At 34.2% G+C, this 15,279-nt stretch carries 11 protein-coding genes; 6 read left to right on the top strand and 5 right to left on the bottom strand.

Features of this window, described 5'->3' with window-relative positions; genetic code table 11:
- Window positions 1–18: 18 nt before the first annotated feature.
- The 4 genes from cysS to ABD859_RS13765 all read right to left on the bottom strand — a co-directional run bounded on the left by cysS (window position 19) and on the right by ABD859_RS13765 (window position 4,035).
- Window positions 19–1,497, bottom strand: a complete 1,479-nt coding sequence (gene cysS, locus ABD859_RS13780) for a cysteine--tRNA ligase (protein ID WP_345145194.1) — start codon at window positions 1,495–1,497, stop codon at window positions 19–21.
- Between the two features lie 58 nt (window positions 1,498–1,555).
- Complete coding sequence (locus tag ABD859_RS13775) at window positions 1,556–1,945, bottom strand: four helix bundle protein (RefSeq protein ID WP_345145193.1); 390 nt, start codon at window positions 1,943–1,945, stop codon at window positions 1,556–1,558.
- 37 nt (window positions 1,946–1,982) lie between these two features.
- The gene (gene folE / locus ABD859_RS13770; RefSeq protein ID WP_012024336.1) at window positions 1,983–2,654 is read right to left on the bottom strand and encodes a GTP cyclohydrolase I FolE; all 672 of its coding nucleotides are present in this window, start codon (window positions 2,652–2,654) and stop codon (window positions 1,983–1,985) included.
- A gap of 184 nt (window positions 2,655–2,838) precedes the next feature.
- Complete coding sequence (locus ABD859_RS13765) at window positions 2,839–4,035, bottom strand: pyridoxal phosphate-dependent aminotransferase (protein WP_345145192.1); 1,197 nt, start codon at window positions 4,033–4,035, stop codon at window positions 2,839–2,841.
- 123 nt (window positions 4,036–4,158) lie between these two features.
- Between ABD859_RS13765 and ABD859_RS13760 the strand changes: the two genes are divergently transcribed.
- From ABD859_RS13760 to ABD859_RS13740, 5 genes are all read left to right on the top strand, one after another.
- Window positions 4,159–5,493, top strand: coding sequence for a PDZ domain-containing protein (locus tag ABD859_RS13760; protein ID WP_345145191.1), 1,335 nt, complete (start codon window positions 4,159–4,161; stop codon window positions 5,491–5,493).
- A gap of 136 nt (window positions 5,494–5,629) precedes the next feature.
- Window positions 5,630–8,248 carry a gliding motility-associated C-terminal domain-containing protein gene (locus ABD859_RS13755; protein ID WP_345145190.1) on the top strand — a complete coding sequence of 873 codons (2,619 nt, stop codon included), beginning with the start codon at window positions 5,630–5,632 and terminating at the stop codon, window positions 8,246–8,248.
- A 34-nt stretch (window positions 8,249–8,282) separates the two neighbouring features.
- Window positions 8,283–9,209, top strand: a complete 927-nt coding sequence (locus ABD859_RS13750; RefSeq protein WP_345145189.1) for a PorP/SprF family type IX secretion system membrane protein — start codon at window positions 8,283–8,285, stop codon at window positions 9,207–9,209.
- A 10-nt stretch (window positions 9,210–9,219) separates the two neighbouring features.
- The gene (locus ABD859_RS13745; protein WP_345145188.1) at window positions 9,220–11,349 is read left to right on the top strand and encodes an OmpA family protein; all 2,130 of its coding nucleotides are present in this window, start codon (window positions 9,220–9,222) and stop codon (window positions 11,347–11,349) included.
- Between the two features lie 146 nt (window positions 11,350–11,495).
- Window positions 11,496–11,981: a hypothetical protein gene (locus tag ABD859_RS13740; RefSeq protein WP_345145187.1), complete on the top strand. Its 486-nt coding sequence runs from the start codon at window positions 11,496–11,498 to the stop codon at window positions 11,979–11,981.
- Between the two features lie 70 nt (window positions 11,982–12,051).
- Here ABD859_RS13740 and ABD859_RS13735 read toward each other — a convergent pair whose 3' ends face one another.
- Entirely contained in the window at window positions 12,052–12,432 is a 381-nt protein-coding gene (locus tag ABD859_RS13735) for a DUF1573 domain-containing protein (protein ID WP_345145186.1), read from the bottom strand.
- A gap of 166 nt (window positions 12,433–12,598) precedes the next feature.
- On the opposite strand from ABD859_RS13735, the gene ABD859_RS13730 reads away from it, so the two are divergent.
- Window positions 12,599–15,232, top strand: a complete 2,634-nt coding sequence (locus ABD859_RS13730; protein WP_345145185.1) for a valine--tRNA ligase — start codon at window positions 12,599–12,601, stop codon at window positions 15,230–15,232.
- The last annotated feature ends 47 nt before the right edge of the window (window positions 15,233–15,279 follow it).

Below are 15,279 nucleotides of genomic sequence, written 5' to 3'. Positions count from 1 at the left end.
TTTATTAGAATTTAAGTTTTAAATAGAAAAGCTTGTTCCTTCTTTACCGTCTTTCAGCTGAATTCCAAGCCCAATTAACTGATCTCGGATCTGGTCAGAAAGCGCAAAATTCTTATCGGCTCTTGCCTGATTTCTCATCGCAATAAGCATGTTTACAACACCTTCTAATTTATCGTTATTACCGTCGGCAGCTTTCTCATCACTTAAACCTAAAACGTCAAAAACAAACGCATTTAAAGCTATCGAAAATGTTTTTAAGTCTTCGGCAGAAATGGTTTCTTTTCCTTCTTTAAGTAAGTTAATATAACGAACAGCTTCAAATAATTGAGCAATTAAAATAGGCGTATTAAAATCGTCATTCATGGCATCATAGCAAGCTTGTTTCCATGCTGTAAAATCAATAGAGCTTGAAGCGCCAGCGTTTAACGAAGGCAGAGCATCAAGAGCTTCCATTAATCTTTTATATCCTTTTTCTGCTGCTGTTATGGCATCATCAGAAAAATCTAAAATACTTCTGTAATGTGCCTGTAACATAAAGAATCTCGTTACAGATGCCGAAAAAGCTTTGCTTAAAACCGTATTGTTACCGCTTAGAATTTCTCCCGGTAAAATGTTATTTCCGGTAGATTTTGCCATTTTCTTACCGTTTAAGGTAAGCATATTGGCGTGCATCCAGTAATTTACCGGCGATTGTCCTGTGCAGGCTTCATTTTGTGCGATTTCACATTCGTGGTGCGGGAATTTTAAATCCATTCCACCGCCGTGAATATCAAAATGATTTCCTAAATATTTAGTACTCATTGCAGTACATTCAAGATGCCATCCCGGAAAACCATCGCTCCAAGGTGAAGGCCATCTCATGATATGTTCTGGTTCTGCTCTTTTCCAAAGGGCAAAATCCTGAGGATTTCTCTTGTCAGACTGACCATCAAGATCGCGGGTGTTAGCCAGCATGTCTTCAATGTTTCTGCCGCTTAAAACTCCGTAATTATTAGTTTCGTTATATTTCACAACATCAAAATAAACAGATCCATTGGCAACATAACCAATTCCGGTATCAATTATTTTTTTGATGATTTCGATCTGTTCAATAATATGTCCCGTTGCAGTAGGCTCAATGCTTGGCGGTAAAAAATTAAAAGCTTTTAAAATATCATGAAAATCAACAGTATATCGCTGTACAACTTCCATAGGTTCTAATTGCTCTAAACGTGCCTTTTTAGCAATTTTATCTTCACCTTCATCAACATCATCCACAATATGACCAACATCGGTAATATTACGAACATAACGAACTTTGTAATCAAGATGCAAAAAGTATCTGAAAATTACGTCAAAAGACATAAAAGTTCTCACATTCCCTAAGTGAACATTACTATATACGGTAGGTCCACAAACATACATTCCAACGTTTCCTTCATGGATTGGTATGAAATCTTCTTTTTCGCCAGACAGCGAATTGTATATTTTTAAGGGCTGACTTGTATATAAAGGCATATTTTTAACGTTTATAGTTTGTTGTTTATCGTTTATTGTTTTTGGTTTGCGCTTATTGTTATTTGAATTTAAGTCCTTTTATTTCGCAATTATTTAAGTAATTCATCATAGCTCCAATTTTGTTCTTAACGAGTTCAGCCATTTCATTTAATTTCAAATGCTGTTCTTCGTTAATCAGTTTTTTATCGAAAGCTCTGTATGATTGTGATTTTACCTCTCCTGCAGAACCTTTTGCAATACTAAGAAAATTAATAAATTCTCTGTTACCATTTCTTTCAAAGCCTTCGGCAATATTATCCATAATAGAACCTGAACTTCTGTCAATTTGATCCCTTAAAGAATAATTAGTCTTCAAATTTGTATTTTGAATAAGAAATTCAATCTGCTGACATATTAATCGAGCCAGTCGCCAAATTTCCAGATCTTCAAATTTTTGAATTTTTGCCATCAGAACAATAAACTATTAACAAAAAAACAATAAACTTTTAGAACTGAGTATCTAATTTAATATAGTCTAAGAATTCTCTCTTTGTTTGTGGATCTTTGAATTTTCCTCCGAATTCAGACGTTACGGTACTGCTTTCGATATCTTTAATTCCGCGAGAATTTACGCAAAGGTGTTTAGCGTCAATAACACACGCAACATCTTCAGTTCCTAAAGCTTTTTGAAGTTCCTGAACAATCTGCATCGTTAAACGCTCCTGAACCTGAGGTCTTTTTGCATAGTATTCAACAATACGGTTCATTTTTGATAAACCAATAACTCTTCCGCTTGAAATGTAAGCCACATGAGCGCGTCCGATAATTGGAAGTAAATGATGCTCGCAGGTAGAATAAACTGTAATGTTTTTTTCTACAAGCATTTCGCCGTATTTATAATTGTTGTCGAAAGTAGAAGCTTTTGGCTGTTTTGCAGGGTTTAAACCACCAAAAATTTCTTTTACAAACATTTTAGCTACTCGGTTTGGAGTACCTTTTATGCTGTCATCTGTTAAATCCATTCCAAGAGTCTGCAGAATGTTTTCAACATCTTTTTTAATTTTTTCTATTTTTTCTTCATCAGTAATATCAAAAGCATCTTCTCTTAAAGGGTTTTTTGCATTACTGCTGAAATGACTGTCACCTATTTCGTCTAAAAAATCTTCGTTATTTATCATTAAAAACTACTATTATAATGGGTATATCTTTTTAAGGCGGTAAAGATAATTAATAAATGGGAAACCTTTTCTATGGTTTTTATTATTTCATCGATCCTTTTTGGATATAATTTAAAATTGGTCCAAAAACAAAAGACAATAACGTAAATGTTATTGTCTTTTGAAAGTTTAAGTTTAGTTTGTTTTATCTATTGTTGTAAACCAGTAAAGCCTCTTTCAGGATATTTACTGCCGTAATTAGATCTTTTTTGTTTAAAACATAAGCAATTCGAACCTGATTCAATCCCATTCCCGGAGTCGAATAAAATCCTTTTGCAGGAGCAATCATAACCGTTTCACCGTTTAGATTGTAACTTTCTAAAAGCCATTGTGCAAAATCGTCAGAATCTTCAATTGGCAATTGAGCAATACAGTAAAAAGCACCTTTTGGTTTTGTTACAATAACACCTTCAATTTTATTTAATTCTGTGATTAAAGTATTGCGTCGTTCTTTATATTCTCCAATTACTTCATCAAAATAACTTTGCGGAGTGTCTATTGCAGCTTCACACGCAATCTGCTCAATTGTTGGCGGACTTAAACGCGCCTGAGCAAATTTCATAACAGTTGCAAGAACTTCTTTATTTTTAGTTATCAAACATCCAATTCTAGCGCCGCACATACTATAGCGTTTAGAAACAGAATCGACCATGATCACGTTTTGCTGAACATCTTCTAAATTCATTACAGAAAAATGCACATCATCGCCATCGTACAAAAATTCGCGGTAAACTTCGTCGGCAATTAAGTATAAATCGTGTTTTTTAATTAATGCCGCTAATTGCTTAATTTCTGCTTCAGAATATAAATATCCCGTTGGATTTCCGGGATTACAAATTAAAATCGCTTTTGTTTTAGGAGTAATTAATTTCTCTACTTCTTCAATACTTGGCAGTGCAAAAGCGGTTTCAATGGTAGAAACAAGAGGCACTACGGTTGCACTTGTAGAAGAAGCAAACGCATGATAATTAGCATAAAAAGGTTCCGGGATAATGATTTCATCTCCGGGATCTGTAATTGTGGCCAGCGCAAATAGTAAGGCTTCAGATCCACCAGTAGTTATAATGATGTCTTCTGTGTTAACGTTTACATTTTGGCGCTGGTAAAAATGAGCTAATTTTTTTCTATAGCTTTCATATCCGGCAGACGGACTGTATTCTATAATACTCAAATCAATATTTTTTACCGCCTCGATGGCCACTTCCGGTGTCTTGATATCCGGTTGACCAATGTTTAAGTGATACACCTTGTGTCCTTTTTTCTTTGCTAAATCTGCAAAAGGAGCCAGCTTGCGTATCGGTGATTCAGGCATGTTTTTGCCCTTAAGTGAAATTGTTGGCATGAGTATAAATTATTGAAGTGCAAATTTGCATTTTTTTTTCGAATTTAACGTAAACAATACGGGTACTTGCAAAAATGTAACAATAATAAATATATTTACTAATTTTATAATAAAATATTGCCAATGAAAAAATATATCGTCCTGTTTTTTGGCTTATTGCTGCCTTTTTGCTTAAAAGCCCAAGATAGTTTCATTATTCAAAACAATAAAAATAAGGCTGTAATCCCTTTTAAATTGATTAATAACCTCATTTTTATTCCAATAAAAGTCAACGGAATCGAACTGAATTTTCTATTAGATTCTGGTGTCGAGGAAACTATTTTGTTTAGTATGGACGAAATGAAGGAGGTTAAATTTAATAATGTCGAAAAAATTAGACTTAGAGGACTGGGCTCTGAAAATGAAATCGAAGGATTAAAATCTACCAAAAATACATTTGAAACCCACGGATTAAAATCAGAAAATCATACGCTGTTTGTAATTCTGGATCAGAGTTTTAATCTTTCATCTCATATAGGTATTCCGGTAAATGGCATTATTGGTTATAAATTTTTCAAAAATAATTTAATTGAGGTGAATTATGAAAAACGAAAAATTACAGTTCACGCAGATAATGAAGCGATTAAAAAGAAACTTAATAAGAGGTTTAAATCGATTCCTATTACAATCGAAAAATCGAAACCTTATATTTTTACAAGCGCAATTGTTGACAGTTTAGATGTTAAAGCCAAACTGCTTATTGATATTGGTAACAGCGATGCGTTCTGGATTTTTGAAAACAACAAAATAAAACTTCCAAAAAAGAACTTTCCTGATTTTTTAGGAAAAGGTTTCAGCGGTGATATTGAAGGGCATCGTGCCAGAATAAAAATGTTTTCTATTGATGAATTTGATTTTAAAAAACCTATTGTAGCATTTCCGGATTCATCGTCAATTCGAAATGTAAAAATGGTTCCGGATCGTATTGGTTCTGTTGGAGGAGAAGTTTTAAAGCGATTTACTATTGTATTAGATTATAAAGATCAAAAGCTGTATTTAAGAAAGAACCATAAATTTTCTGAACCTTTTACCTATAATAAAAGCGGTATTACAATTCAGCATAACGGTTTGCAATGGGTTCAGGAAACGGTTCATTTAGAAACCGTAAAAGTAGCCGGATCTTTGAGCGAGGCCGAAATGGCTGCTAATAATAATACCAGCGGAGGCAATTTTAGATACAAGTTTTCATTAAAACCTATTTACGAAATCGTGAATATCAGAAAAGGTTCTGCTGCAGAAAAAGCAGGTCTGCAAAAGGGCGATATTATCGTGCGAATTAATAGCGAAAGTCCGTATAAGTATTCTTTACAACAGATTAACCAGCTTTTAAAATCTGAAGATGATACTTGGATAACCCTCGAAGTAGAAAGAAACAGCCTTATTTTAAAATTCAAATTTAGACTGGAAGATGAATTGTAGTTTTTAATTATGAATATTGTTGGAGAAAAATATTCTACAGGCTCTATATCGATGATATTTTTAAAATTAATAAGAAAATTAAGTTTTTTTAGAAAGTAAACACATATTTTATTATGTTTATCGAAAATAATAATTTATGGTCAAAAACTACGCTAATTTCTTACAATATTTATTGTTTTTTATTTTTTTAACGGTTTTCTCTCCAAAAATTTATTCGCAATGTGCTGGTACTGATGGAGCTGTGACAATTTGTGATGTCGAAGATATTTCAAATAGATCAGTTTCTCTGTTTTCATATTTAGGAGGAAGCCCTGTGCCCGGCGGTACGTGGTCTGGTGATGATAGTTCAAGAGGATTGAGTACTTCAACAGGAATTTTAAACGCACAAGCTATTAGAGCCGGCGGAACCTATCAATATACATATACGGCTCCCGCTGCGACAGGCTGCGCCACTAATACTGCAAAAGTTTTAGTTACAATTGGCGCATTTGAAGGTTATCCGGCTCCGTATGCAACAAAATGCAGTGATGAAAACACATACAATTTATTTTCTGCATTTAATAGTACAGTAATAAGTCCGCATACAAACGGAATATGGAGAGATAATTCAGGTACGATTGTAAATTCTGTAATTTCTATAACCAATATGAATGGTAACTATCAGTATAGTTACACGGTGCCTCCAGTTCTGGGATGCGATACAGCACCTTTAACAACGACAATAACACTTACCGTTATCAGAGCTCCCCAATCCGGAACAGCCAGCGATTTAACATTATGCGGGACCACTGATTTAAATGGTTATACAGCTTTAGATTTAACCACAAGATTATCAGGTCAGGATCCTAATGGATCATGGAGTGGTATTGGCATAACGTCACCGTCGAATCCGGTTATCAATCTTAAACAAATTTTTGCTGTTTATGGCCCCGGAACGTACATTTATAATTATAGAGTTCTGTCTGATAATAACAACTGTCCAGATAAAACGACACCTATAATTATTACACTCGAAAAAAGATTAGATTTTACAGGAGCAAAAATTGAAGTCGAAAAAGATATCTGCGAAAATGAAATAAGAACGGCCACATATTCAGCGACAATTACCCAAGGATTAGAAGCTATTCCAGATGCTGAATATTGGGTTACCTTTAATGTTTCAGGACCAAATGGCGGAACAGAAACAATACGTGCGTCTTTTGTAAATGGAAAATTGACTTTTCCAATAGATTCTTCTTATTTCAGACAGGTTGGGATTTTTAATGTCACCATAACAAATATTGCGGCCGTAAACAGCAAAGGAGCCTGTCGAAATATTATAAACAATTTAAACACAAATTTACAAATACACACACTGCCTTATTTAGATGGAGCTGTTTTAACACCTGAACCAACCTGCCAAAATAAAAATGCATTGGTACAGCTTACAAACGCCCTGCGTCTGGCAGATGGAAATTATAATATACGTTATAATGTAACGGGCAGTAATACCGCTTTAGGACAAACTGCTAATATTACGGTTGCAGGGGGAGCTTCAAGTTTTATAATTCCCGCAGGATTAAATGTAAACAGTGGTATATCAAGTATTACCATTACTAATATTACCAATACAGTAACCGGTTGTACAAACACTGCGACTATAAGAGGAGATTTAATTATTAATCCTCTTCCTAATACTTCGCAGTTAAGCGTTGCAGTTAATGATTATTGTTTAAAAAGTCCGGTAACGGCAACAATTTCAGGATTAGGAACTTTAACAGATGTAACAGTTTCATATATGCTGCAGGATAGTAATTTGAGTACTCTGGAAACAGCAGTTTTAACGGTTTCTAACGGAAAAGCAGATTTTATAATACCTGCTGATTTACTTTTAAACACCGGTTCGACTATAATATCGCTTATAAATTTGAAAAATAATATAACCAGCTGCGATATTGACTTAACCAACGTAATCGATACTTTTACAATTAACCCAATTCCGGTGAAACCAACCGTTAGCCCGCTGTCATTTTGTAAAGTTGATGAAGCTGCTGTTGCCAATTTAGTTCCAAATGGAAATCAATACAAATGGTACAGTTCAGAAACTGCAGCAGAACCTCTGGCCGTTACGGTTATTTTAGAATCCGGAAACTATTATGTTAGAGAAACTTCGGCAGCAGGCTGTACATCTGAGCCCGCATTGGTTGTGGTTACGGTAAACGATTCTCAGGCTCCGGTGTTAAATTCTGACGGACAAAATTTCTGTGGACTTACCAGCCCAACTATTGCAGATTTATCAAATAATACCAATATTTCATCGACTGTAGTCTGGTATGATGCTCCTGAAAATGGAAATCTGTTATCAGCTTCAACACCGTTGACTGAGCAAGGGAAATATTATGGATTTAATTTTCCAGCTTCAGGATGTTTTTCTTCAGAATATATCGAAGTTACTGTCGCATTAACGGACTGCGATGATGTGCCGCATGACTTTTTTATTCCAGATGGATTTTCACCAAACGGAGACGGGGTTAACGATTCATTTGTAATTAAGGATATTGAATTTTTATACCCAAATTATACGCTTGAAATATATAATAGATATGGAAACGGAATGTATAAAGGAGATAACAATAAACCCGCTTGGGACGGAATGAATTACGAAAAAAGCGGCATTGCCGGCGGAGTAGCGCCAAATGGAGTTTATTTTTATGTACTGCATTTTAATAAAGACAACAAACCGCCCAAACAGGGCCGTCTTTATCTAAACCGATAATTCTGTTTTTATATTCTTAAAATATATTCTTCAAATGAAAAAAATACTACTCATTATAAATTTCCTCTTTTACTTATCAGTTTCTGCACAACAGGATCCCGAATACACGCATTATATGTATAATATGAGCGTAGTAAACCCTGCCTACGCAACAGGAGTTCCGGCAATGATGAATTTTGGTGCCTTGTACAGAACACAATGGGTTGGTGCGGTTGGAGCTCCTAAAACATTTACTTTTTTCGGACATACTGCCATTACAGATAAAGTAGAAGCCGGTTTATCATTTATTTCAGATGATATTGGCGACGGTGCAAAAAAGGAAAATAACATTTATGCCGATTTTGCATACGTTTTAAATTTAGGAGGCAGAAACAAACTTTCGCTTGGACTTAAAGCCGGTTTGTCAACCATGCAGACTAATTTTAACGGATTTCGTTTTACAGATCCACAGACTGATTTTGCTTTTTCAGAAAACATAAATGCCACAAAACCCAATATTGGAGTAGGAGCTTATTATTTTAGAGATAACCTGTATGTAGGATTATCGGCTCCTAACTTATTGAAATCAAAATACATTGAAGAAAAATCAGGAATAAACGCTTTTGGATCCGAAGAAATCCATGCTTTTTTAACCGCCGGATATGTTTTTCAGGTTAACGATATGTGGAAAGTAAAACCCGCATTTATGTCAAAATTTGTAAAAGGCGCTCCAATAACTTTAGATCTTACGGCAAACGTTTTATATAATGAAAAGTTCGAATTTGGCGCTGCATACAGAATAGACGATTCTGTAAGTGCTTTATTTAATATCAATGTTACGCCTTCACTAAGAGTAGGTTATGCATACGATTATACGCTTACTAATTTTGGTCAGTTCAACTCAGGAACACACGAAATTATGCTGCTCTTTGATCTCGATTTATTAGGAAAAGGTTTTGATAAATCTCCAAGATTCTTTTAAAATGAAAAATATGAAAAAACTACTCGTTATTATATTCGTATTTTCAATACAGTTTATAAATGCTCAGGATCAGGAATTGATAAGAGCAAAGAAATTTTTTGACAGAACTTATTATAGTGAAGCGGTTATTTTGTATCAAAAACTGGCAGACGAAAGACCTTCGCAGGAAGTAATAAAAAATCTTGCCGATTCTTATTTTTATACAAACGATCTCGTAAAAGCACAACGATATTACCGTTTGCTGGTTAAAAACTACAATAATAATTTAGACCGTGAATACTATTTTAGATATGCTCAAACCTTAAAAGCAACAAATAGTTACGACGATGCCAACGAAGCTTTAAAAGAATATTACGCAAAATCATCTAATACAGAAGATCTTGCCAATTTTGAAAAAGATCTTAAAACCTTAGAAAATGTAACGGCAATTGGTAAACGTTTCGAAATTAAAAATCTGGCTCTTAATACTCCAAATTCTGAATTTGGTGCAGTTGAATACAATGGAAATTTAGTGTTTGCAGGTGTTAAATTAAAACCCGGATTATTTGACAAAAAGTACAAATGGGATAATGCAGCGTATTTAAATTTAGTAACGGTTCCATTAAAAAACATTAATTCTGCCGATTCTATTGTAAATTATTTTGCCAAAGAATTAAAAACCGGAATGCACGAATCAAATGCTGTTTTTACAAAAGACGGCAAAACGATGTATTTCACCCGAAATAATTCTAAAAACGGAACGAAAAAAAGAGACGAAAAAAAGATTTCAAATCTTCAGATTTTTAAAGCCGAATTAGTTGAAGGAAAATGGACTAATATTACTTCGCTTCCGTTCAATAGTCCGAATTATTCAGTAGAACATCCTGCTTTAAGTGCCGATGAAAAAGTATTATATTTTGCATCAGATATGCCGGGAAGTTTTGGTTCATTTGATATTTATTCTGTCAATATAAATAAAGGTGCATTTGATACGCCAAAAAATCTTGGTCCGTTGGTAAATACAGATAAAAGAGAACAATTTCCTTTTGTTTCTGCAGATAATAAACTTTATTTTTCTTCAAACGGACATCTGGGCTATGGTTCTCTGGATATTTTTGTTTCCGAAATAAATGAAAACCAATACTCAAAACCGGTTAACGTTGGTCTGCCTGTAAATTCAAATTTAGACGATTTTGCCTTTAATATGAATGTTGAGACAAAAGAAGGATATTTTGCATCAAACAGAGAAGGAGGAAAGGGCAATGACGATATCTATCAGTTTAAAGAAATCAAAGATTTAATTGTTGAAGATTGTAAACAATTTATTGCCGGAATTATTACCGATGTTGATACCAAACTGGCGCTGGAAAATGCAACCGTAATATTGCAGGATTCAGATAATAAAACCCTGAATATGATTGTTACTTCTGCAGATGGAAAATTTAGTTTTACGGTTGCCTGCGAAGCTTCTTATAAAATTTCGGCTTCTAAAGAAAAATACACAAACGAGTCTGTTACGCTTACTTTAGACAAAACCCGAGATGCTGTAAATGATGCTTCATTAGCATTGAAATCTTTAGAAGTTATCAAATTAGAAGAAAAAGAAAAAGCCGAAAAGAAAAGACAACAGCAAATTATTATTGAAGAAGAAACTAAAAAGAAAACTGAACTTGCCGCTATAGAATTAAAAAAGAAAGAGAAAAAAGCCAAAGAAGCTGAAATCGCAGCGGCCGAAGTTAAAAAGAATGAAAGAGTTAAGGAGATTTTAGAGAAAGAAAAAGATGTTGTAAGAGATAAAGACCGCTTAATAATAAAAACAGATCCTATTTATTTTGATTATGATTTGTGGTACATTCGAAAAGAGTCGAAAATTATTTTAGGCAGAGTAGTTGAATTGATGAGAAAATATCCGGGAATGGTAATTGAAATTGGATCACATACAGATTCAAGAGGAAGTGTAAAATACAATGCCGATTTATCTCAAAAAAGAGCCAATTCAACCAGAGAGTTTATAATTCAGTCCGGAATAGATGCCAAAAGAGTTTCTGCAAAAGGTTACGGAGAATCAGTGCCTGTTATAAAATGTAAAACCGATGAGGCCTGCTCAGAAGAAGAACACGAATTAAACCGAAGATCTGAGTTTGTAATTAAAAATCTATAAACCATGTTGTAATGCACTATAAACCCGAAGGCCTTAAAAACCTGTCGGGTTTTATTATTTTTAAAGCCAATATTTTGTAAAATGCTTTTGGTTGATTTCTTTTTTATTTAATTTTATAGAATAACCATGAAATAAAATATTAAAATATGAAAAATCTAGTTTTACCTTGTCTGCTTGTAATAGGGCTTGCTTTTCAAAGCTGTAAAAATGAAGAAAAACAAAAAGAAGATGCGGCCGCAAAAGCAGATGCTGAGACAGTTGTAAGCACAGAATGTTATCAGTCTGTTTATGAAAAAGATACTCTCGCTTTAAAATTAAACACTTTAAAAAACGGAAAACTAAATGGTAATATGATTATGAAAGTAGCTCCATCTACAATTAGAACCGGCGAAGTGGCGGGCGAATTTCATGGTGACACTTTGTTTGTAGACTACACTTTTAAAGATAATGTAAATAAGGATAAAACGTTTAAAAACCCAATGGCATTTTTAAAACGAGACAAACAGCTTATTTTAGGAAACGGAACGATGCAGACTACAATGGGCGTTACTTATTTGGTAAAAGATAAACCAATCGATTTTGAACGTGTAAAATATAAATTCGACGCAGCAGAATGTGCTGATAAAAAATAATTACAATCTGAATCACAATAAAAAAGCCGTTTCTTAAGAAACGGCTTTTACTATTTTTAGATTTATTTTTTTATAAAACTTCACCTTTAATTTTAAGGGCAACTCGTCCGTCAGGATAATTGACAGCGTTGGTTTCAACCGTAATCGTTTTACGAATAGGACCGCTGGCCATATTGTATTTTACATCGATTTTTCCTTTTTTGCCAGGCATAACAGCCGCAGCAGGTTTAGTAACAATAATAGAACTCAAAGTCGATTCGGCACCAGTAATTAACAGCGGTGCATCGCCAGTGTTTGTGAATTCAAAGGAACGTAGTCCACTGTCACTTTTAGAAATTTTTCCATAATCAATCGTATTGTCCGGGGCTGCAAATTCAATCTTTGGGCCATTTTGTGCATAACCTATTGCACTAAACAATACGACAGCAATAAAAGAGGCAACATTTTTCATTTTGAAATTGTTTTATTAATTGTAAGTAAATATACATTGTTTTAATTAACACACAAATTATTAATTCGTTTTTTATAGTGTACTTAATTATTTACTTTTGCTGTTAATTATAATTACAAAAATTGAACCAATTTTTTTAAACAAATAAACGATTAAACATATATAAATGACAATTCCAGCACAATTTGACGCGAAGACGATTGAAAACAAATGGTATGAGTATTGGATGAAAAACAACTATTTTCATTCAGAACCTGATCATAGAACGCCATATACTATTGTAATTCCTCCTCCAAACGTCACTGGTGTCTTGCATATGGGGCACATGCTGAATAATACAATTCAGGATGTTTTAATTCGTAGAGCACGTTTAAAAGGATTCAACGCTTGCTGGGTTCCGGGAACAGATCACGCATCTATTGCAACTGAGGCAAAAGTTGTGGCGAAATTAAAAGCGGAAGGAATCAATAAAAACGATTTAACCCGTGAAGAATTCCTGAAACACGCTTGGGAATGGACGGATAAATACGGTGGAACAATCTTAGAACAGCTTAAAAAATTAGGTGCTTCCTGCGATTGGGAACGTACAAAATTTACGATGGATCCAGATATGTCTGCTTCTGTAATTAAGTCGTTTGTTGATTTATACAACAAAGGATTAATTTACCGTGGTTATAGAATGGTAAACTGGGATCCGGAAGCAAAAACTACTTTATCTGATGAAGAAGTAATTTACGAAGAACAACAAGGAAAACTATTTTTCTTAAAATATAAAATCGAAGGTTCAGAAGATTTCCTGACTATCGCTACAACACGTCCTGAAACTATTTTCGGAGATACTGCCATCTGTATCAATCCTAATGATGAGCGTTTTACACATTTGAAAGGTAAAAAAGCGATCGTTCCTATTTGTGGAAGAGTAATTCCGATTATCGAAGACGAATATGTAGATGTAGAATTCGGAACAGGATGTTTGAAAGTGACACCTGCGCACGATATGAACGATAAAACTTTGGGTGAAAAACATAACCTAGAAATCGTTGATATTTTTAATGAAGATGCAACTTTAAACAGCTTCGGATTACACTATCAAGGAAAAGACCGTTTTGTAGTTCGTAAAGAAATTGAAAAAGAACTTCAAGAAATTGGAGCTTTAGCAAAAACAGAAACACACTTAAATAAAGTTGGAACTTCTGAAAGAACAAAAGCGGTAATCGAGCCAAGATTATCAGACCAATGGTTCTTGAAAATGGAAGAATTGGTTAAACCTGCTATTAAATCGGTTTTAGAAACTGGAGATATTAAATTACATCCAAAACGTTTCGAAAATACGTACGCGCATTGGTTAAACAACATTCGCGATTGGAATATTTCTCGTCAATTATGGTGGGGACAACAAATTCCGGCGTATTATTACGGAGACGGAAAAGAAGATTTCGTAGTTGCAGAAAATATCGAAGATGCACTAAAATTAGCACAAGAAGCGACAAACAATAAACAATTAACAATAAACGACCTTAAACAGGATGTTGATGCTTTAGATACCTGGTTTTCATCTTGGTTATGGCCAATGTCTGTTTTTGGTGGCATTATGGATCCAGAAAGTCCAGATTTTAAATATTATTATCCAACAAATGACTTGGTAACAGGTCCGGATATTTTATTTTTCTGGGTTGCAAGAATGATTATCGCGGGTTACGAATATGCAGGCGAAAAACCATTTACAAATGTATATTTAACAGGTTTAGTTCGTGACAAACAACGTCGTAAAATGTCTAAATCACTAGGAAACTCTCCTGATCCTTTAGATTTGATCGATAAGTTTAGTGCGGACGGAGTTCGTGTAGGATTGCTTTTGAGTGCTTCTGCAGGAAACGATATCATGTTTGATGAAGAATTATGCAGCCAAGGAAAAGCGTTCTCTAACAAAATTTGGAATGCCTTCAAATTGATTAAAGGATGGGAAGTTTCAGATGCAATTCCACAGCCAGAATCTTCAAAAGTAGCGATCGAATGGTACGAAGCGAAGTTACAGCAGACTTTAGTTGATATTGAAGACAACTTTGAGAAATACAGAATTTCAGATTCATTAATGGCAATTTACAAATTGGTTTGGGATGATTTCTGTTCTTGGTTCCTAGAAATGATTAAACCGGCTTACCAACAGCCAATTGACAGCGTAACTTTCGCGAAAGCGATCGAAATGTTAGAAAACAACTTGAAACTGCTTCACCCATTTATGCCTTTCTTAACAGAGGAAATCTGGCAGTTAATCGCAGAAAGAACGCCTGAGGAAGCTTTAATTGTTTCAACCTGGCCGGAAGTAAAATCTTTTGATGCTAAATTGATTTCTGATTTCGAAAATTCAATTGAGGTAATTTCTGGAATCAGAACAATTCGTAAAGACAAAAACATTCCGTTTAAAGATACAATCGAATTAAAAGGAATCAACAGTGAAAATGTTTCTACTTATTTTGATTCAATTATCACGAAATTAGGAAACGTTTCTGCTTTCGAATATGTTTCTGAGAAAGTAGACGGTGCATTGTCTTTCCGTGTAAAATCAAATGAATATTTCATTCCGATTACAGGAAATATCGATGTTGAAGCAGAAATTGCAAAACTGACAGAAGAATTAAACTATACAAAAGGTTTCTTGAAATCGGTTGAAGCAAAACTTTCAAACGAGAAATTCGTAAACGGAGCTCCGGAAAAAGTATTAAATCTTGAAAAACAAAAACAAGCCGATGCTTTAGCAAAAATTGCTACAATTGAGCAGAGTTTGGCTGGTTTGAAGTAAGAAATCAAACTTAGTTTATATTAAAAACAAACCCGACAGTTTTTTTT

Origin of the sequence: Flavobacterium ginsengiterrae, assembly GCF_039539785.1 — a bacterium.
GTDB lineage: Bacteria > Bacteroidota > Bacteroidia > Flavobacteriales > Flavobacteriaceae > Flavobacterium > Flavobacterium ginsengiterrae.
Note: the sequence above shows the minus strand (reverse complement) of the source record. Positions and strands in the feature narration are given on the sequence as shown.